Annotated in this window: 21 protein-coding genes; 9 read left to right on the forward strand and 12 right to left on the reverse strand. The window is 65.3% G+C overall.

The window, feature by feature from the left end:
• Positions 1-182 precede the first annotated feature (182 nt).
• From OU999_17285 to OU999_17300, 4 genes are all read right to left on the reverse strand, one after another.
• The gene (locus OU999_17285) at positions 183-875 is read right to left on the reverse strand and encodes a DUF4136 domain-containing protein (protein WAC23458.1); all 693 of its coding nucleotides are present in this window, start codon (positions 873-875) and stop codon (positions 183-185) included.
• A gap of 116 nt (positions 876-991) precedes the next feature.
• Complete coding sequence (trpS, locus tag OU999_17290; GenBank protein WAC23459.1) at positions 992-1,996, reverse strand: tryptophan--tRNA ligase; 1,005 nt, start codon at positions 1,994-1,996, stop codon at positions 992-994.
• A 35-nt stretch (positions 1,997-2,031) separates the two neighbouring features.
• Positions 2,032-3,609: a murein biosynthesis integral membrane protein MurJ gene (gene murJ, locus OU999_17295; GenBank protein WAC23460.1), complete on the reverse strand. Its 1,578-nt coding sequence runs from the start codon at positions 3,607-3,609 to the stop codon at positions 2,032-2,034.
• A 39-nt stretch (positions 3,610-3,648) separates the two neighbouring features.
• Positions 3,649-4,155 (reverse strand): protein-export chaperone SecB, encoded by a 507-nt coding sequence (locus OU999_17300; protein ID WAC23461.1) that lies wholly within the window; start codon positions 4,153-4,155, stop codon positions 3,649-3,651.
• 218 nt (positions 4,156-4,373) lie between these two features.
• Here OU999_17300 and OU999_17305 point away from each other — a divergent pair, with 218 nt between their 5' ends.
• Genes OU999_17305 through OU999_17315 form a run of 3 tightly spaced genes read left to right on the forward strand, consistent with a single transcriptional unit; the run spans position 4,374 to position 7,012 of the window.
• Positions 4,374-5,036, forward strand: coding sequence for a Tim44/TimA family putative adaptor protein (locus OU999_17305; GenBank protein WAC23462.1), 663 nt, complete (start codon positions 4,374-4,376; stop codon positions 5,034-5,036).
• A gap of 23 nt (positions 5,037-5,059) precedes the next feature.
• Complete coding sequence (locus OU999_17310) at positions 5,060-6,373, forward strand: murein transglycosylase A (GenBank protein WAC23463.1); 1,314 nt, start codon at positions 5,060-5,062, stop codon at positions 6,371-6,373.
• 3 nt (positions 6,374-6,376) lie between these two features.
• Positions 6,377-7,012: a Smr/MutS family protein gene (locus OU999_17315; GenBank protein ID WAC23464.1), complete on the forward strand. Its 636-nt coding sequence runs from the start codon at positions 6,377-6,379 to the stop codon at positions 7,010-7,012.
• A 125-nt stretch (positions 7,013-7,137) separates the two neighbouring features.
• Here OU999_17315 and msrB read toward each other — a convergent pair whose 3' ends face one another.
• The 5 genes from msrB to OU999_17340 form a co-directional block, all read right to left on the reverse strand.
• Positions 7,138-7,536 (reverse strand): peptide-methionine (R)-S-oxide reductase MsrB, encoded by a 399-nt coding sequence (msrB, locus tag OU999_17320; protein ID WAC23465.1) that lies wholly within the window; start codon positions 7,534-7,536, stop codon positions 7,138-7,140.
• A gap of 46 nt (positions 7,537-7,582) precedes the next feature.
• A complete protein-coding gene (locus tag OU999_17325) occupies positions 7,583-8,620 on the reverse strand; it encodes a DNA polymerase III subunit delta (GenBank protein ID WAC23466.1) in 1,038 nt (345 codons plus the stop codon).
• A 12-nt stretch (positions 8,621-8,632) separates the two neighbouring features.
• Complete coding sequence (gene lptE, locus OU999_17330) at positions 8,633-9,130, reverse strand: LPS assembly lipoprotein LptE (protein WAC23467.1); 498 nt, start codon at positions 9,128-9,130, stop codon at positions 8,633-8,635.
• 154 nt (positions 9,131-9,284) lie between these two features.
• Positions 9,285-11,795, reverse strand: coding sequence for a leucine--tRNA ligase (leuS, locus tag OU999_17335; protein WAC23468.1), 2,511 nt, complete (start codon positions 11,793-11,795; stop codon positions 9,285-9,287).
• Positions 11,796-11,819: 24 nt separating this feature from the next.
• Entirely contained in the window at positions 11,820-12,263 is a 444-nt protein-coding gene (locus OU999_17340) for a DUF3576 domain-containing protein (protein ID WAC23469.1), read from the reverse strand.
• 296 nt (positions 12,264-12,559) lie between these two features.
• Here OU999_17340 and OU999_17345 point away from each other — a divergent pair, with 296 nt between their 5' ends.
• On the forward strand, positions 12,560-13,294 hold the full coding sequence (locus tag OU999_17345; GenBank protein ID WAC23470.1) for a hypothetical protein: 735 nt from the start codon (positions 12,560-12,562) through the stop codon (positions 13,292-13,294).
• A 147-nt stretch (positions 13,295-13,441) separates the two neighbouring features.
• On the opposite strand, the gene OU999_17350 is transcribed toward OU999_17345, so the two are convergent.
• Together OU999_17350 and OU999_17355 are read right to left on the reverse strand one after the other, a co-directional pair.
• Positions 13,442-14,221, reverse strand: coding sequence for an SDR family oxidoreductase (locus OU999_17350; GenBank protein WAC23471.1), 780 nt, complete (start codon positions 14,219-14,221; stop codon positions 13,442-13,444).
• The gene (locus OU999_17355) at positions 14,218-14,547 is read right to left on the reverse strand and encodes a nuclear transport factor 2 family protein (protein ID WAC23472.1); all 330 of its coding nucleotides are present in this window, start codon (positions 14,545-14,547) and stop codon (positions 14,218-14,220) included. Before OU999_17355 ends, OU999_17350 begins: the two co-directional genes overlap by 4 nt.
• 110 nt (positions 14,548-14,657) lie before the next feature.
• Between OU999_17355 and OU999_17360 the strand changes: the two genes are divergently transcribed.
• Positions 14,658-15,563, forward strand: a complete 906-nt coding sequence (locus OU999_17360) for a LysR family transcriptional regulator (GenBank protein ID WAC23473.1) — start codon at positions 14,658-14,660, stop codon at positions 15,561-15,563.
• Between the two features lie 37 nt (positions 15,564-15,600).
• Here OU999_17360 and OU999_17365 read toward each other — a convergent pair whose 3' ends face one another.
• On the reverse strand, positions 15,601-16,152 hold the full coding sequence (locus OU999_17365) for a thiamine phosphate synthase (GenBank protein ID WAC23474.1): 552 nt from the start codon (positions 16,150-16,152) through the stop codon (positions 15,601-15,603).
• Between the two features lie 23 nt (positions 16,153-16,175).
• On the opposite strand from OU999_17365, the gene OU999_17370 reads away from it, so the two are divergent.
• The 4 genes from OU999_17370 (at position 16,176) to OU999_17385 (ending at position 19,536) form a co-directional block, all read left to right on the forward strand.
• Positions 16,176-16,847 carry a YggS family pyridoxal phosphate-dependent enzyme gene (locus OU999_17370; GenBank protein ID WAC23475.1) on the forward strand — a complete coding sequence of 224 codons (672 nt, stop codon included), beginning with the start codon at positions 16,176-16,178 and terminating at the stop codon, positions 16,845-16,847.
• Between the two features lie 114 nt (positions 16,848-16,961).
• Positions 16,962-17,741, forward strand: a complete 780-nt coding sequence (locus OU999_17375) for a hypothetical protein (GenBank protein ID WAC23476.1) — start codon at positions 16,962-16,964, stop codon at positions 17,739-17,741.
• Complete coding sequence (locus OU999_17380; protein ID WAC23477.1) at positions 17,738-18,937, forward strand: M48 family metalloprotease; 1,200 nt, start codon at positions 17,738-17,740, stop codon at positions 18,935-18,937. The genes OU999_17375 and OU999_17380 overlap by 4 nt, the downstream gene beginning before the upstream one ends.
• Entirely contained in the window at positions 18,934-19,536 is a 603-nt protein-coding gene (locus OU999_17385) for a hypothetical protein (GenBank protein WAC23478.1), read from the forward strand. The genes OU999_17380 and OU999_17385 overlap by 4 nt, the downstream gene beginning before the upstream one ends.
• Positions 19,537-19,617 lie beyond the last annotated feature (81 nt).

Consider the following 19,617-nt stretch of genomic DNA (forward strand, 5'->3'; position numbering starts at 1 on the left):
AGCTTGCTGGGGGAGGGGGACCGCCCGCGAAGCGGGTGGTGGAGGGGCAGCGAATGTGCGCTGCGCATTTCAACCATATGCCATCTCGCTTCCCCTCCACCACCGACCTGCGGTCGGCGGTCCCCCTCCCCGAGACAAGCTCGGGGAGGATTTTGAGAGGTTCGCCCGAGGGAAGAGAACCGTCACCGCATTTCGCGGATGGGCTTCACCTTCTTGCCTTCGGGCGCAATCGAGATACGCACGGTCTCGCCCGAGCGGCCGGGGAAATCGGTGAAGATCGCGTCGACCAGGTTCGGCACCAGATATTGCAGGTTCTTGCTGCGCGACTGAGCCTCGGCCTTGCCTTCGAACAGCCGCTGGTTATCGGCAACGCGGTCGATCTTCAGGTCGAGCGCGCTGGTGTACACGGTGTAGCTGCGCACATCGTTGTTCCAGCCGGGGCCGAAGATGAACGGATCATAGAAGCCGAAGCCAAAGGCGCGGCGTCCGTAAAAGCCGCCCCACGGGCCGCCCCAGGGACCGAAGCCAGCGCCCCAGCCGCCGCCAAAGCCATCGGACACGACCTTTTCACGGCCATTGTCGACAGCATAGGCAAAGCTCACCACCATGTCGGCGCGTGAGGGATCATTGGCGGGCACATAGCCCATCTGCGTCATCTGGCGGGTAACGAGACCGGCATATTGGCCGAACTCCAGCCCACCCTGCAGGCGGGGATCGGAAGCGGTGACGACAAAGCTCTGGCCCTGGGGAGCGGGCAGAGCCTGGAAGCGCGCGACATCGGCCTTGAACGGGGTGGCGCAGGCCGACAACGCAAGCGCTAGGGCGGGCACCGCGAACAGCGCGGTGCGGCGGGTAAAGCGGCTGCGAGCAGTCATGTTGTTCTCTCCATCGCGAACCGGCGCGACCCTGCCCGGTCCGAATATGGATATAGGACTAATCCGCCGTGAATGAACCCCGTTTGAACGCAAATCCTGATGCGCGGCCTTTCGGCTCAGCGCATCAGGCCCAGCGCTTCATAGGCCCCGCTCAAGGTCGGTGCAGCCACGCTGCGCGCCTTTTCCGCGCCCTTGTCGAGGATCGCATCGAGCGCGGCCTCGTCTTCCTTCAGCGCGACAAAGCGCTCGCGGATCGGGCGCAGCGTCTCGACCAGGATCTCGGCGAGCGCGGGCTTGAACGCACCAAAGCCTTGTCCGGCAAACTGCGCGCATACCGCATCGGGCGTCGATTCGGTCAGCGTTGCATAGATGCCGACGAGATTTTGCGCCTCGGGCCGACCGGCCAGATCAGCCGCCAGCTCGGGCAGCGGTTCGGGGTCGGTCTTGGCCTTGCGGACCTTCTGCGCGATGCCGTCATCGTCATCGGTCAGGTTGATGCGGCTCATGTCCGAAGGGTCGGACTTGGACATCTTGGCGTTGCCGTCGCGCAGGCTCATGATCCGCGCCGATTCCTTGGGGATATAGGGATCGGGCAGGGTGAACAGCTCGACGCCGAAATCGGTGTTGAACTTCATCGCGATGTCGCGGGTCAGTTCCAGATGCTGCTTCTGGTCCTCGCCCACCGGAACGTGCGTCGCCTGATAGAGCAGGATGTCTGCCGCCTGCAGCACCGGATAGACGAACAGGCCGACGCTCGCGCCTTCGCGGTTCTTGCCGGCCTTGTCCTTGAACTGGGTCATGCGGTTCAGCCAGCCGATGCGCGCGGTGCCGTTGAGCAACCAGGCCATCTCGGCATGGGCAGGCACGCGGGCCTGGTTGAACAGCACGCTGCGGTCGGCATCGATGCCGCAGGCGATCAGCGCGGCGGCCATTTCGCGCACGTTGCGGATGCGCGTCTCGCGCTCCTCATGCACGGTGATCGAATGCAGGTCGGCGAGGAAGAAGAAGCACGCGCTGTCTGCGTCCATCTCGTCCTGCATCTTCACCCAGTTGCGGATCGCGCCCAGATAGTTGCCCAGGTGCAGATTGCCGGTCGGCTGGATGCCGGAAAGGACGCGCATGTGTGTTACTTTCTTGCCTGAAGCGGAGGGCAGCTTCACGCCTTGCGGCGCAACATGCCCTTGATCTCGCTGAGCCGGTAAGCGCCCAGCGCCAGCGTTGCGAGCCCATATACCGCTGCACCGCCACCGCACAAGACGGCGAGTGCTGCGATCCGATGCTCCAGCCGGCCTTCCATCCAGCTTTCGGCCAGATGCCCGCCCAGCCACAGCGCTAGGCCCATCAGCGCAGCGGCGGTAATGATCCGCCACAGCTTGCCCAGCAGCCGCTTGTCGGGCTGGATATGTCCGCGCCTGTACAGCACGCCGAACAGCAAGGCGACATTGACCCAGGCAGACAGCGCGGTTGCCACGCCGACGCCGACCGGGCCGAGCGGCCAGATCAGCACCAGATTGCCGACCAGGTTCACCAGCATCGCGGCCAGCGCCAGCCGCACCGGCGTCTTGGTATCGGCGCGCGCGTAGAAACCGGGGGTGAGCACCTTGATCAGCACATAGGCCGGAACCCCGCAGGCAAAGGCCGCGAGCACCTGTGCGGTGGCAAAGGTATCGGCAGCGGTGAACGCGCCATACTGGAACACGCCATGGATGATCGGCCCGGCGGCAATCACCAGCGCGACAGCGGCGGGCATCGCGAGCAGCAGCGCAAGCTCGAGCGCCCGGTTCTGCGTGTTGAGCGCGGCTTGGCTGTCGCCGCCGCCGATCTGGCGCGACAGCATCGGCAGGATCGCGGTGCCGACCCCGATGCCGATCAGCCCCAGCGGCAGCTGGTTCAGCCGGTCGGCATAATAGATCCACGATACCGCGCCTTCGCTCAGGTAACGGGCGGCGAGCGAGGTGGAGATCAGCAGGTTGAACTGGATCGCCCCCTGGCCGATCGCCGCCGGCGCGATCAGCAGCAGCATCGCCTTGACGTCGGGCGACAGGCGCGGGCGCGAGAGCTTGAGCGCGACGCCATTCGACCGGCATGCCAGGATCAGCCACAACAGCTGCAGCGCGCCCGAAATGGTGACGGCAATCGCCTGGGTCACGGCGGTCTCGACCTCGCTGTCGCCGCGGAAGAACAGCAGCGCGACGATCATGCAGATATTGAGCAGGATCGGCGCTGCCGCGTTGACCCAGAAACGGCCGATCGAGTTGAGAATGCCGCCGAGCAGCGACACCAGCGAGATCAGCGCGAGATAGGGGAAGGTGATGATCGTTAGGTGCCGGGCCAGCGCGAACTTTTCCGGCCCGCCATCGGGGAAGCCGCCGGTCATCGCATAGACCACGGGGCCTGCCGCCAGCATCATCAGCGCGGTGAAGACCACCAGGAACGGCACCAGCACCGACAGCACCTGCCCGGCAAAGGCCTTGGCGACCTCCATGCCGGTGCCGGGTGCGTCCTTGTCGGCTTCGGCCAGCTTGCGGTTGAACATCGGCACGAAGACGGCGGCAAACGCGCCCTCGGCGAACAAGGCGCGGAACAGGTTGGGCAGCCGCCAGGCGATCAGGAACGCGTCCGACGCCATGCCGGCGCCGACATAGCGCGCCATCAATATGTCGCGCACCATCCCCAGCACGCGGCTGACCAGCGTCAGCCCGCCAATGGTGGAGACGGCGCGAACAAGGTTCATGGAAGCAGGCTCATCGGGCGATGACCCGGTCTGCGAAGATCAGGCGTTGCCTTCCGCCGGCGGCATGGCTGCGCCGAAATTGGGGTCCTGGCTCTGCTGCTCGTACAGGCCGACAAAGTCGATCGGCTCCAGCACCAGCGGCGGATAGCCGGCATCGCGGATGACGTTGCCGATGATCAGGCGGATATTGGGGAACACCATGCGCGGCGTATCGGCAAACAGGAAGCGGCGGGTCTGTTCCTCGTCCATCCCGCGCAGGCCGACCAGCGCGCCATAAGCGAGCTCGACCAGATAGGCGGTGCCCTGTTCTGCCTTGGCGGCGATGGTATAGGTGCACAGCATTTCATGCACTTCTTCGTTCAGCTGGCGCGATTCGGCGCGGAACTGCACGTCGAAGCTGAGCTGGCCCGGCCACTGATAACTATCGGGCGCATTGGGATTTTCGACCGAAAGGTCCTTCACATATTGTGAAATCAGGCCAGCCTGCGGACCGGAAGCGCCATTCAGCGCCGGGTTTTGCGAGTTGACGGTGCCGTCTTCGGCCATGGATATTCCCTTTCACATCGTGCACGCGCGTCCCCGCGCTCCGGTCAGCGCTCTAATCCTGCCTTGGCGCATGCGCAAGCGCTGCGACAGCTGCCGATATCAGGCCCAACTATCGGGCCAAACCGATTTGCATATTGGCGGACATGTCCTATGTTGTGCGTTCAACCTGCTGCGTTGGCAGCATCACGTTCCACACGGGTGGGCAAACGGGAAGTCTTGTGACGGTAGAAATCATCATCCTGGCCATGGTTGCAGCCTTTCTGGGCCTCCGGCTCTATTCGGTGCTGGGCAAACGCACCGGGCACGAGCAGGAGCCGCTGACCCGTGGCATGGATAGCCCTGCCGCCAAACGGCCGACCGCCATCGAGCGCCCGCAGCTGGATGACAAGCCCGCAGCGCTGACGCCGGGCACCTCGACCGTGTTCGACATTGCCGCCGAACCCGGCATTCGCCAGATGCTCGCCGCCGATCGCACCTTTGACGTCGGCCGCTTCCGCGAAGGCGCCAAGGCAGCCTATGCGATGATCCTCGAAGCCTTCTGGTCGGGGGATCGCGAACAGCTGCGCAGCCTGTGCGACGACGAGGTTTACGAGAGCTTTGCCGAGTCGATCGAACAGCGCACCACCCGCGGCGAAACGCTGGAGAACCGGCTGGTGCGTATCGACGAGACGCGCATCATCGATGCCGAATATGACGCCCCGACCGCGCGGATCACGGTGCGGTTCGATTCCGATATTGCTGCCGTCGTGCGCGGCCCCGATGGCGAGCTGGTCGCCGGATCGCTGACCGATGCAGTCGAAACGCACGATGTTTGGACCTTTGCGCGCGACCTGCGCAGCAACGACCCCAACTGGATCCTGGTCGAAACCGACCAGGCCTGATGGCGGGCAAGCGGGGGAAGGCGATGCGGCGGCTTGCGCTTGCCCTGCTGCCGCTGGCACTGGCCGGATGCGCAGGCGTCGTTCCTTCGGGGCAAACCGAGTCCACTCCGCCCGCTTCGCGCCTGCCTTATGAGACGGTAACGCCTGCACCTGGCCGTCCGGCGGCTCCTGCGCCCGCGCCCGCCGGTGCACCCTTGTCCAGCTATGTCATCCCGCGCGCTACCCCGCTGCCGGCCATCACCGGCGCAGGGGTGATCGCCAGCGCCGATATCGCCCAGGCAGCGGGGCAGACGCTGCGACGCGGCCCGGATATCGCCAGCCTGCCGATCACGCGTGATGATGCGCGCGCCGCTCTGGCCGCCTTTCGCCTGAGCTGCCCCGCCGTCACCAGGCGGCAGGATGCGAGCGGCCTGACCCGCCCCGAGGACTGGCGCGCGCCTTGCGACGCCGCGGCGCAATGGGGCGACAAGGACCCTGCGCGGTTCTTTGCCGAACAGTTCGAAGCGGTGCAGGTGGGCGAAGGTGCGGCTTTCGCCACCGGCTATTTCGAGCCCGAAATCGCCGGAAGCCGCACCCGCCAGCCCGGCTTTGACGTGCCCGTCTATGGCCGCCCGTCCGATCTGGTCGATGTCGACCTGTCGCAATTCTCCCCCGAATGGGCAGGCAAGAAGATCCGCGGCAAGGTCAAGGGCAGCGACTTCGTGCCCTATGACGATCGCACCCAGATCGAGCAGGGATCGCTTCAGGGCCGCGCGCCGGTGATCGCCTGGGCAGCGGACGAGATCGAATTCTTCTTCCTGCAGGTGCAGGGCTCCGGCCGGTTGCGCGCGCCAGATGGATCGGTGGTCCGCATTGGCTATGCCAGTCAGAACGGCCGCGACTATACCGGCATCGGCGCACTGATGCGCGATCGTGGCCTGCTGGCACCCGGCCAGGCGAGCATGCAGGGGATTGTCGCCTATCTGCGCGCCAACCCGGAAGAGGGCCGCGCGATCATGCGCGAGAACAAGAGCTTCGTGTTCTTCCGCGAGCTGACCGGACCTGGCCCGCTGGGCGCGCTGGGCTATCAGGTCGAGGCGGGCAGCAGCGTTGCGGCCGATCCCAAGTTCATTCCGCTGGGCGCGCCGCTGTTCCTGTCGATGGACCGGGCCGAGCCCAATGGTCTGTGGATCGCGCAGGATACCGGCGGTGCGATCAAGGGCGCCAACCGCATCGACACCTTCTGGGGTGCGGGCGATCAGGCGCGGATCATTGCCGGGGGCATGTCGGCGCGCGGGCTGGCGCTGATCCTGTTGCCGCGCGGCAGCTACGACCGGCTTGCCCAGCAGGGGCGCTGAGCGATGAGCCGAAGGCCGCTGACCGATGCGGAAGCGGCCCTGTGGAAGCGGGTGATCGCGACCGTCGAGCCTTTCAAGGACAAACAACCATCTCCCCTCCCGGCCCCGGGAGGGGCAGGCATGCTCGGCAAGGCCGGGCAGGCCGGGGGTGGGGCTGCAAGGTCGCTGGCTCTGGACAGCCCCACCCCCGGCGCAAAGCCTGCGGCTTTGGCCGACCCCTCCCGCTGGCGGGAGGGGAGAGAAGATAGACCCGGCAAACCCACCCCCGCATGGACTTTCACGCCGGCACCCGTCCCGACCGTCAAGGGCAATCTCGACGGCCATTGGGATCGCCGCATGGCCAAGGGCGGGGTGCAGCCCGATGTCACGATCGACCTGCACGGCCATACGCTGGCCAGCGCATATGCGCGGCTGGACCTGGCATTGGGCCAGGCGATCGCGGCGGACATGCGGCTGATGCTGCTGATCACCGGCAAGGCGCGCGCGCGGGAAAGCGGGCGTGGTGCGATCCGCGCGGCGGTGTCCGACTGGCTGGCTTCCTCGCGTCATGCGGGCGACATCGCCGCAGTGCGCAACGCCCATCCCCGCCATGGCGGAGATGGGGCGCTGTATATCGTGTTGCGGCGGCGGAGGGGTTAGGGCCGTCCATATGAAGGCCTGGCGCAACGCTTAGCCGTCACCCCCGCGAACGCGAGGGTCCCGCTTTTTCTCCATTTCCCTGGCGCACAAGCGGGATTCCCGCGTTCGCGGGAATGACGAAGGCTTCAGTCTTGCTTGGCCTCGAAATCCAGCGAGGCGCTGTTCATGCAATAGCGCAGGCCTTCGGGCCCCGGTCCATCGGGGAAGACATGGCCCAGATGCCCGTCGCAGCGGGCGCAGCGCACTTCGGTGCGGACCATGCCATGGCTGGTATCGACGATCTCGCTGACCGCTTCATGTTCGACCGGGCTGGTGAAGCTGGGCCAGCCCGAGCCACTGTTGTACTTGGTGTCGGATTCGAACAAGGGCGCGCCGCATCCGGCGCAGCGGTACATGCCGCTGCCCTTGTGGTCGTTATACTTGCCGGTAAACGCCCGCTCGGTGCCGCCTTCGCGCAGCACGTGATACTGTTCGGGGCTAAGCTTGGCGCGCCACTCGGCGTCGCTGATCCTGGTGTCGCTCATGTGTCTCTCCTGGGGAGAGACTAACATGGACCGGGCGGGGCTGCAGTCAAGATGCGCGTGCGGCGACGCGGGCGATTTCCAGCAATTCCTGCTCCAGCAGCAAGGCCGGGCCCGGGCTGGCCTTCATCATCGCCTGTTGCAGCGCCAGCAGGCGTTCGGATAGCCGCGCCATAGCCTGCGGGCGGCCCCAGGCGCGCAACTGGCGCGTCCAGTCACTCGCGCTGCCGCCGCCCCACAGCCTGCGGCTCTGCATCTCCTGCCGCACCCAGGCGGATATGTCGCGGGCGTTGCCCATGCGCTGGGCGTGGCCGGCAAGCTGCATCACCTGGCGCTGCATCACGATGACCAGCCCGACCTCGGACACCGCCTGCTCGCGCATCCGCTTCAATTCCTCGGGCAGGCGCTTCAGGTCGCCAGACAGCGCCGCGTTGATGATCGGCTGCATCGCGTCATCCTCGGCATCGGCGCGCAGCGCAGCGATCGCCTCTCGGGTGACGGGTCTGGGTTCGTCAGGGCTGGCATCGAGATAGAGCGACAGCTTCTCGATCTCCTGCGCCGCCAGCCTGCGATCGGCGGCGGTGAAGCCGGCGATGACATGCGCCAGGTCATTGTCGATGGTCAGGCCCGATGCTCGGCCCAGATCGGCCACGATCCGCGCCATGTCGTCCGGCCCCGGCGTCTTGGTCTGCACCGCCATCGCATTGGGCGCGGCCAGCACGGCCTTGGCGATGCGCGACTTGTCGGTGACGCTGGTGGCCAGCATGACCACCGGGTTCACGGCCTTGTCCGCCGCCAAGAGGGCTTCGACCGCAGCCAGGCTCTCTTCGCCATTTGTGTGCACGCGAATGTAGCGCGCATCGCCGAACAGCGAGAGCGAAGCCGCCTCGGCAGCCAGCAGCGAAGGGTCCTTCGCGAGCTGGTGTCCGTCGATATCGGTCCGCTCGATGCCCTTGGGGAAGCTTGCGACGATATCGGCCATCAGCGCGGCATTACCGCCCTCATCGGTGCCGAAGATCAGATAGAGCCGGATATCAGGGCGCGGCTTGCGCGCCAGGCCGTGGATTGCGGCGGCGTCACCCTTCATGGGCAGGCGCCTTCATTGGGCCGCCGAAACCTCGCGCGCGAACAGCGACAGCCGCGTCACGATCTGGTCCGCGATTTCGAGCGACAGGTTCTCAAGCGCGCGGTTCTCCGCCGCGATGGTCGCATATTCGCTGCTGACGATGTCGATACCGGCATCAGAGGCGGCGGTTGCATCGAGCACCGTCTCACCGCTGGCGATATCGACCAGCTGGTAGCGCGCGCGCAGCGTCCGGCGCTCGCGGGTCACCTGATCGTTGGCGAGCAGGCCGAAACCGGTGATCTTGTCGTCGAGCACCACCTGGAGCTTGTAGCGCTGATTGCCGTTGCTGAGCGCATCGAGCTTGTCGTCGAGCGCGTTCTTGACCAGCCAGCCTGCGCGTCCCTGGATCGGGCCCACGGTGACATCACCCAGCGTGGTGGCGACCGCGCCCTGCGAGCCGTTGGAATAGAGCGGCTTCATGCCGCACGCCGACAGCGTTGCGAGCAGGGCGAGGGGGAGAAGGTGGCGCATCAAATCGCTCCGGTGCACAAAGGGGCCAGCACGCTATCAACCCCGTCACCCTGAACTTGTTTCAGGGCCCATTTCTCCTCAAGCGGCTTTGGCTGCTGGGGCAAGATGGGTGCTGAAACAAGTTCAGCATGACGGAAGTTGATACGTAAAGCCATCACACCACCAGATTGACCAGCCGGTCGGGCACCACGATCACCTTGCGGATGGGGGCGCCGTCCAGACTACGCTGCACCTTGTCCGATGCGAGCGCAAGCCGTTCGAGCTCCTCATTGGGCAGGCCCTTGGCCACCGTCAGCGTATCGCGCAGCTTGCCCTTGATCTGCACCGCGATGGTCACTTCGTCCTCGACCAGCAGTGCGGGATCGACCTCGGGCCAGGCGGCATCGGCGATCAGACCATGGCCTTCCAGGATTTCCCAGGCTTCTTCGGCAAGGTGCGGCACCATCGGCGCGACGAGCCGGGCGAGCGCGCGCACCGCGATGTTGCGGCTGGCGGATGTCTCGGCCTTCTCGATGGCATTGGTCAGTTCATAGAGACGCGCGACCGCCTTGTTGAAGGCCAGTGCCTCGATATCCTTGCCGATCAGGTCGATCGTCTGGTGCAGCTTGCGTTCGAGCGGCTTGTCCTGGCCCTCGGCGGCCTCGACCGAGTTGAACACGCGCCACAGCCGCTGGACGAAGCGCCAGCAGCCTTCGATGCCCGCCTCGCTCCACGGCAGATCGCGCTCGGGTGGACTGTCGGACAACATGAACCAGCGCACCGCGTCCGCGCCATAGCGGTTCACGATCTCGTCGGGATCGACCACGTTCTTCTTCGACTTGGACATCTTCTCGACGCGGCCCGCAATCGCGGTCTCGCCGGTTGCGGTGATGATCCAGTCTTCGCCGTTCTTCTCGACCTGCTCTGGGCCCAGCCACTTACCGTTCGTGTCCTGCCAGGTCTGGTGGGTCACCATGCCTTGCGTGAACAGGCTGGCGAACGGTTCGGTCACCTCCAGCTTGCTGATCCGCGCCAGCGCGCGCGTCCAGAAACGGGCATAGAGCAGGTGCAGGATCGCATGCTCGACCCCGCCGATATACTGGCCGACCGGCAGCCATTGGGCGATTTCCTGCGCGTCGAACGGCTTGTCCGACGGCTGGCTCGCAAAACGCAGGAAATACCAGCTCGAATCCACGAACGTATCGAGCGTGTCGGTCTCGCGCTGCGCCGGCTTGCCGCATTTCGGGCAGTCGACATGCTTCCATGTCGGGTGGCGCACGAGCGGGTTTCCGGGGATTTCGAAGCTGACATCCTCGGGCAGCGTGACCGGCAGCTGGTCCTTTGGCACGGGCACGACGCCGCAATCATCGCAATGGATGAACGGGATCGGCGTGCCCCAGTAACGCTGGCGCGAAACGCCCCAGTCGCGCAGCCGCCAGACGGTGGTGCCCTGGCCCCAGCCTTCGGATTCGGCGCGCGCGATCACGGTCGCCTTGGCCTCTTCGGCGGCCATGCCATCGAGGAAGCTCGAATTGATGATCCTGCCCGGCCCGGTATAGGCTTCGTCATGGATCGGCGCGGATTCGTCGCCCTCGGCTGCGACGACGCGGGTCACCGGCAGCATGTATTTGCGGGCAAAGTCCAGGTCGCGCTGGTCGTGCGCGGGCACGCCCATCACCGCGCCGGTGCCATAGTCCATCAGCACGAAATTGGCGATGAACACCGGCAATTCCCAGCTCGGGTCAAACGGGTGGATGGCCTTGAGCCCGGTGTCGAAGCCCAGCTTCTCCGCGGTTTCAAGTTCAGCAGCGGTGGTGCCGCCCGCCTTGCAGCGTTCGATGAACGCGGCAGCGTCTGCGTTCTCGGCCGCGATGCCCTGCGCGATCGGGTGATCGGCGGCGATGGCGACGAAGCTTGCGCCGAAGATCGTGTCGGGCCGGGTCGAATAGACGGGGATGGTGTCGAAGCCCTGGCCGCTGAAGCTGAACGTCAGCCCCTGCGACTTGCCGATCCAGTTCGCCTGCATCGAGCGCACCTTTTCGGGCCAGTCCTCCAGCGTATCCAGGCCTTCGAGCAGCTCATCGGCAAAGTCGGTGATCTTGAGGAACCACTGGCTCAGCTTGCGCCGCTCGACCTGCGCGCCCGAGCGCCAGCCCTTGCCGTCGATCACCTGTTCATTGGCCAGCACGGTCTGGTCGACCGGGTCCCAGTTGACCGCGCTTTCCTTGCGATAGACCAGCCCTGCGGCATACAGGTCCAGGAACAGAGCCTGTTCGTGGCCGTAATATTCGGGCTCGCAGGTGGCGAGTTCGCGGCTCCAGTCGAGCGCGAAGCCCAGGCGCTTCAGCTGCTTGCGCATCGCGGCAATATTGTCGCGGGTCCAGCCGCCGGGGTGGACGCCCTTTTCCATCGCGGCGTTCTCGGCGGGCATGCCGAATGCGTCCCAGCCCATCGGGTGGAGCACTTCAAAGCCCTGCATCCGGCGATAGCGCGCGATGACATCGCCCATCGTGTAGTTGCGGACATGGCCGATATGGATGCGCCCCGACGGATAGGGGAACATCTCCAGCACATACGCCTTTTTCTTGGGGCTGTTGCTGTCTGCCTTGAAGGACTGGCGCTCGTCCCACACCGATTGCCAACGGGAATCGGCGGCCAGCGGATTGAACCGCGTCTTGTCGTTCATTGTTTCCCTCTGAAACGTAGGGGCTTATTCGCGAATGGCGGACTGGCGCAGATCGCGGGCCTTGGTGAGGATGATCTCTTCCAGCTTCTGCACCGTGGCAGCGCGGACCGGGGCATCGACCCACTGGCCGTTCTGGTTGACCTGGCGGCTGGCAGCGACACGCAGCGCATCGGCACGCAGATCCTGGTCGAGGATCGATACCGTCACCTTCATCCGCTCAGCCGGCGTCTGCGGGTTGGCATACCAGTCGGTCACGATCACGCCGCCGGCGCTATCGGCCTGGAGCAGCGGCATAAACGACAGCGCATCGAGCGAGGCGCGCCACAGATAGCTGTTCACGCCGATCGTGGTCACCTGGCTGGCGGCAATGTCCGCCTCGGCGCGCTTCTCACCGCCACCGCATGCGGAAAGCAGCGCCAGCGTGCCGGCAGCGCAAAGGGCGGCACGGGCAAAACGAGGTACGGGCATGGCGGCTTCCTTATATCTTCGCAGCTTGAAACAGCGGCCTTCTATAGTGGCTTGGCAGGCTTGGGCAAGCACTTGCGCAAGGCGTTGCGTGTTCAGCCCTCAGCAACATTTGCGCGCATATTCTGGGATGTAAGGGGCGGCTCATGACATCATGACAAGGGCGTAGCTCACGCAACCGATTGTGGATTGTATGCAACGGTTACAGATTATTTTTCGGGAAAGGCGCTTTGGCCCCCCATCCAGGGTTTTTTGTGATAACCCGATGGTCAGGGATGCGGCGGGGTCGGAATAAGACAATGAAACCGGGAGTCGGAAAAAAGCTGGCAGTTTCAGGGCTTTTGCTCGGTGGCGCTGCATTGGTGCCGTCCATTGCGCTGGCATTTTCCTCGGGTTTCGACTCGCACGCCGTTTCGATTGATGCACGTGGCGGCATTGGATCGTTCACCCCGGCTTCGGTCGACCCGCGTCTGGCGGACAAGCTCAAATTCTCGGCACTGCGCGGCGACAAGATGTTTCGCTTCACGCCTGCTGCCTCTGCGGCCACCGATGGTCCGCGCGCACTGACGATTGCGGTGCGCATCCGGCCCGACTCGGCCAAGGCGATCAACATCCGTCCCGACATGGCGAGCGCCGCCGGCAAGGGTGATGGCCTGGTCCAGATCACACCGACTGCGTTCAGCCTGGGCGTTGCCAAGGGCTTCCAGAAGTTCGCACTGCCCACCACCATCCGCCAGCAGGATGAGGCGCTGCCCGATATTGGCGAGCTTGGCCGTGGCGCGGCTCAGCGCAAGAGCCGGTTCAGCCCGCGGATCGAGATGGACGATGTCCAGGCACCGACGACTCGCGCGGTGCGTCCGTTCAACGACCAGGGCAGCTATTCGCTCGACGTGGGCGGGGCCTATAAGGTCACCCGCAACCTCGACGTCACCGCCGGCATCCGCCTGCGCAGCGAACGCGACCGCCTAACCGGGCTCACCAACGAGCAATATGACAGCCAGGCTGTCTATGTCGGGACCGAATTCCGCTTCTGATTTGCCGGACAGGCTGAGATTGCCGAGCCCTCGCACGTGCGGGGCAGCTCTTGTCGACGAATTCCTTCGTGATCCCAAGGTTGCTGCTTGTTTGCGGGCGGCGGCATTGCGCCTGATCTGATCGGCTGGCGCACTGGCACCATCGCCTCAAGCCGTGGGGATCGTGCCGCCATCGATGACATGTTCGGTGCCGGTGATGCTGCCCGCGCGATCCGATGCCAGAAAGGCAATCAGGCTAGCGACCTCATCGGGCGTGCTCGGCCGACCCAGTGGAATGCCGCCCAGCGATCGCATGATCAGCTGCTTGCCGGCTTCGATGTCGCCGCCTGACTGCTCCCCCAGCCGCTGCGCCAGGGCGATGGCGGCCTCGGTCTCGATCCAGCCCGGCGAAACGCGCACGACTCGCACGCCATGCGGTGCCGCCTCCTTGGACAGGCTTTTGCTGTACGCCGAAAGCGCGGCCTTGGCTGCGGCATAGGCGGTGGTCGCCTCGGGCAAGGGCAGCTGGCGCTGGATCGATGTCACATGAACCACGACGCCGCTGCCGCGCGCCATCATCGCGGGCACCAGCGCGCGGTCGATCCGCACGGCGGGCATCAGGTTGAGGTCGATCTCGCGCGCCCAGTCCGAATCGCCCAAGGCGCGAAAGCCGCCGGCAGGCGCCGCGGATCCGCCCAGCATATGGACGATGATGTCCACCCCGCCCAGCCGCTCATGCGCTGCCGATGCCAGGCTTTCCGCGCCGCTGGCGGTCGCCAAGTCGGCAGCAACAAACAGTGCGGCGGGCAGCGCGTCCGGCTTCGATCGGGCGCAGGTGAGGACCTGTGCACCCAGCGCGCGGAACAGTGCCACGGTCGCTGCACCCGCGCCGCGCGTGCCTGATGTGATCACCGCCCGCTTTCCCTCCAGCGTCAGGAACGGGGTCATGGCGCGATCTCCAGTGCCGCAATCCGATCGCCTTGCAGCGCAAAGCGATAGCGCAGGTCGACCGGGCTGCCGGGAAAATTCCCGGCCAGGTGCGCAGTGACGGTGATCTGGTCTCCGTCCTGATGGATGGCAAAGGGGGCCACTGTATAGCTGTACTGGGTCGATGCCCGGGTCTTCCACGCGGCGATCTCGCCATGGCCTCTATGGGTATTGCCCTCGTCGACCACCACCGCATCATCGGTGAAGATGGGCAACAGGGTCGCGATATCGTCGCTGCTGTCTGCAGCGAAATAGCCAGCAATCGCTGGGGGGAGCGGGATTGTCATGATGGCCTCCTCGTCAGATGCGCCTGCGCGCCGATGAAATCTATTTAGCGGTGGACCTTATCGAGGATAATCGGGATAAAACGGCATGAAACATTGCGAAATTCGGGATAATGGCTGATTCCGGGCTGGCCAGATTTGATGCGGTGCTCGCGGTTGCTCGGTGCGGGTCGTTTCGGGCGGCCGCCGGCGAACTGGGCATGTCGACGACAGCGTTGAGCCATGCCGTCGCCAGGCTTGAGCAGCAGCTGGGGGTGCGTCTGTTCAACCGCACCACCCGCAGCGTCGCGCTGACCGAGGCGGGGCGCGCCTTTATCGAGCAGATCGGTCCGGCCGTCCGGATGATCGATGAGGCGATGCAAGGCGCGCGGGCGCATCAGGATGTGCCCTCCGGCACCTTGCGCATCAATGCCTTTGCCAGCGCCGCGCGCGAGATAATGGCCCCGTTGATCCTCGCATATGTGCGGCACTATCCCCAGGTGCATATCGATCTGGTGACCGAGGGGCGGCTGGTGGATATCGTGGCGGCGGGGTTCGACCTTGGTATCCGGCGCGTCGATTTCGTGCCGTCGGACATGATTGCGCTCCGGCTGGGCGGCGCGCGCCGCCATGCGGTGGTGGCGACGCCGCGTTATTTTGCCGACCATCCGGCACCGCGCGTTCCCGCAGATCTTGTCCACCACGATTGCATCCGCATCCGGCTGCCCAATGGCGAATTGTACCGCTGGCATTTCGAAAAGGACGGGCAGGCCGAGCAGATCGAGGTTTCCGGGCCAGTGACGCTCGACGAATCCAGCCTTGCGCGCATCGCGGTGCTGGAGGGCATGGGCATCGGCTATTTCATGGAAAGCGATGTCGCCAGCGATCTGGCGTCCGGGCATCTGGTCCGGGTGCTGGAGGCATGGACCCCGACGCTGCCGCCTTTGTGCCTTTACTACCCCGATCGTCGCAACCCGCCTGCGGCATTCCGGACATTTATCGAGTTTGCCCGCAATTTTGCCGCCTCTGCCGCTGGCTGATCGGTCTGTGGTGCGACCAGACCGAGCCGAAAATCCGCTATCGCGACAGCCCGTCGATCGCGGCCCAGCCGTTAATGATCGCAGCAATCTGGCGGGACCGGGCGCGGGTCATGCCGCCGAGCGCCATCACCGCCAGGCGCGACAGCCGGGCGAGGGCAGCGAATCTCGGCACGCCCAGATGGGCACCGCCCGGATGGGTGCGCGTGGCAAAAACGGGGGAGATCAGCGCCAGCGCCGGGCCGATGGCGGCATTGGCACGGGCGAGTTCGCGCATGTCGTGCACGGTCGCCAGCCGGACCAGCCCGTGCGCTGCCCGGCCATCCGGCGCGCCATAGACCCCGTCCGCGCGCCAGCACCGCGCGGTCTGCGCATCGCCTGCCAGCACGATCAGCCCATCACGCGCGCGGATCAGCCTCGCCAGCCGGTCGAACCGCAGCCGCCGCACATCGGGGTCGAGGTGATAATGCCGGAACACCAGCCCCGATCCCAAGGGAAGGCGGCGGATCGCGCGCTCCAGCACGGCGTCGTTGCGCGCGTCGCTGATCAGCCAGAGCATGGGCAGGGTGTTTCCGGGCTGGCGGCGGCGCATGACCCGGCTTATAGCCGCGCCCCATGGATATACAAAGCCACGCCACCTTGAGCCCGCTCGCCACCGTCCGTGAAGCTATCGCCCGGTCGGAGAAGATCGCCGGACGCCCGGCCGGATCGACGACGCTGATCGCCATTTCCAAGACCAAGCCGGCAGACGCTATCGAGGCGCTGATCGGCGAGGGGCAGATGGTGTTCGGCGAAAACCGGGTGCAGGAGGCGGCGCTGAAATTCCCCGACCTGCGCGCACGCTATCCGCAGCTGCAGCTGCACATGGTCGGCCAGCTGCAATCGAACAAGGCGGACGAAGCCGTTGCGCTGTTCGACTGCATCCACTCGCTCGACCGCATGTCGCTCGCCAAGGCGCTGGCGAGCGCGATGGACAAGGCAGGCAAGCGCGTGCCGTGCTTCGTGCAGGTCAATATCGGCGAGGAAGAGCAGAAGGGCGGATGCGCTATTGCCGATCTGCCGCAGTTCCTCGCGGATGTGCGCGCGATGGGTCTGCCTGTCATCGGCCTGATGGCGGTGCCGCCCGCCAATGTCGAACCCTCGCCCTATTTCGCGCTGCTTGCCAAGCTGGTGCGCGATCACGGGCTCGATCAGCTCAGCATGGGCATGTCGGGCGATTATGAAACCGCGGTGCGGATCGGCGCGACGCATGTCCGGATCGGCTCTGCACTGTTCGGTGCGCGATAGGCCAATTCAGCTCGGTTCAACTATCGTATCCAGAATGAAGCAATTGCGCGCTTTTCTCTAGAAGACACGCGGCCAATACTCTTATGCTCCCTGCTGTAATCGGGGGGCGAGGATATGCGGGCAATATTCGGCCTGTTGGCGGCGATGCTGTTTTTCATGGCGATGAGCCCGGCACCATTGCGGGCGCAGGAGCGATCGGCAGTGCGGCAGGGTTTCACGTTGCCCGCACAGAGCGGCAAGACCATCCTGCTGCTGCGCCCCGCGATCAGGGTGAGCGAACAGTCGACTGGCGGCTTGCCCGAGCCGCGGGCCGAATGGACCGATCAGGCGCGCGTGCATATCGATGCGGCGCTGGTCGAAGTGCAAAGGCAATTGGGCAATACGGTCATCGTCGCGCCCGAAGCCTATGGCGAGGATGCACGCCGCGTCGCCGAGCATATGGCGCTGTTCGGCGCGGTGTCCGAAGCGGTGATCCAGTACCAGTTCTTCGTCGGAAACCGCCTGCCCACCAAGAAGCGCGACAACAAGGCGGGCCAGTTCGACTGGTCGCTGGGGCCTGAGGTCGCACGGCTGCCGGGCGCGGACCAGGCCGATTACGCGCTGTTCCTCTATACCAACGATCAATATGGCTCGACCGGGCGCAAGATGCTGCAGATTGTCGGGCTGGTCGCCGGGGTGGGCGTTACCTCGGGCGTGCATGCCGGCTATGCCGGGCTGGTCGATCTGAAGACCGGCGACCTGTTGTGGCTCAATGCCGACGGCCAGATGGGCGGCGATGTGCGCGAGGCCCAAGGCGCGCGCAAGCGGGTTCGCCAGTTGCTCGAGGATTTTCCGGGCAGCGCGATTCCGAAGGAGGATGCAGCGCCCATTGTTCAGCCCGAGGCCACGCCATGATCGGGCGGTTGCGGCTTGCTGCTGGCGCGCTGGCACTCGCCTTCGGGTCTCCCGTTTGCGCCGAACCCGTCCTGCCGCCGCCTTATGCCGGGGCCTACCAACCGCAGGGCGTCGATGAGCAGGGCTTGTGGCGCGAGATGGACGAGGAGGAGCGCCGCTTTGCCGAGTCCGACATGATCATCCGCGATGAAGCGCTGAACACCTATGTCCGCAAGGTGCTGTGCGACACTGTGGGCCAGGATCGGTGCGGCGCGACGCGGGTCTATATCGTGCGTGTGCCCTGGTTCAATGCCAGCATGTCGCCCAACGGGCTGATGCAGGTCTATTCCGGATTGCTGCTGCGGGTGCATAGCGAGGCCGAGCTGGGCGCGGTGCTGGGCCATGAATTCGGCCATTTCGAAGCGCGCCATTCGCTCGAGGAGCTCAAGGCGCGGCGATCAGGCACCGATGTGCTTTCATGGGCCCTTGTCTTGGCCAATCTCGCGCCCAGCTACGACATGGTGCGCGCCTATCGCGACCTGCAGCTGACGATCATCGGCAATTTCTATCGGTTCAATCGCGATCAGGAGCGCGAGGCCGACGGACTCGGCATCCGCTATCTCAATTCGAGCATGCTGCGCCCGCAGGCGGCGGCGCAGGTCTGGGAGCGGTTGATGGCGGAATTCGCTGCCGATGCGCGCGCCAAGGGTCTCAAGAAGCCGCGCTTCGATCGCATCCCCTTCTATTCCACTCACCCTCCGGAGGCAGAGCGCGCAACAACCCTCGCCTTGCTCGCCCGGCCCGATGCCGCGCAGCGGGATGACGGCGCGGCGCGCTACCGCGCAGCCCTTGCCCGCTGGATTCCCCAGCTGCTCGACGACCAGATCAAGCTCAACGATTTCGGGGCGAGCGAGTTTCTCATCCAGTCGCTGGCGGAAGGGGGCTGGACCGCGCCGCTCTGGCATGCGCGGGGCGAGCTTCATCGCATGCGCGGCGCGCCGCGCGATCTTGCCAATGCCGCAACATTCTATGGCGAGGCGGTCGCGCTCGATCCGACCCATGCAGAGGCGCATCGCGGGCTTGGCCTGTCGCTGCTCAAGACCGGCCAGCCCGGTCCCGGCCAGCAGGCCTTGCGCCGCTATCTGACGCTGAAGCCCGATGCGCCCGATGCCAAGCTGATCGGCATGATGATCCCCCAAGAGGTGCCCGCGCCATGAACTTCCGGCCCATTTTCCGCATTGCCCCGCTGGCGCTGGCCATGTTCGCGCTGACGCCCTCCACCGCTTCTGCGCACAAGCTGCGCGAACAGGGCGTCGCCGTGACCATCGCGGATTCGTCGCTCACCGTCACGCCGGCGCGCGACTGGAACCGGCTGGACGGCCATATCGGCAAGCATGTCGAAAGCTGGACGCTCGATGGCGGGCAGCTCAATGATGTCACCTTCTATGCGGGGATCGAGCCGGGCAAGCCGCTGCTGCGCGAACGCAGCAAGAAGCGCGAGCCCTTGCCCAAGTTCAGCGCCGCCACCTTGCTGGTCGAGCTGCCCGAACTGTTCGAGGCGACCTATCGCAGCTACAAGCAGATCGCTGATTTTCGCGTGGTCGACGTTCAGCCCGCGCGGTTTCTGGGGCAGGATGGCGTGCTGTTCACCTATGAATATGTCGATCAGGACGAACTGACCCGCCAGGGTGAGGCGAATGCGGCGATCATCGGTGGCCGTCTTTACATGGTCAGCTTTGATGCACCGCGCCTGCATTATTTCGCGCGCGGTATCGAGGATTTCCGCCGCATTGTCGAAACCGCTCGCCTGCCGTGAAACGCTGACGCGCGCGGGCAGGCGTTCTTGGACAGTTGTACAGGCTTGCGATACGCCCAAAAGTGCGAGACTGAGGCAAGG

Origin of the sequence: Blastomonas sp. SL216, assembly GCA_026625625.1 — a bacterium.
Lineage (GTDB): Bacteria > Pseudomonadota > Alphaproteobacteria > Sphingomonadales > Sphingomonadaceae > Blastomonas.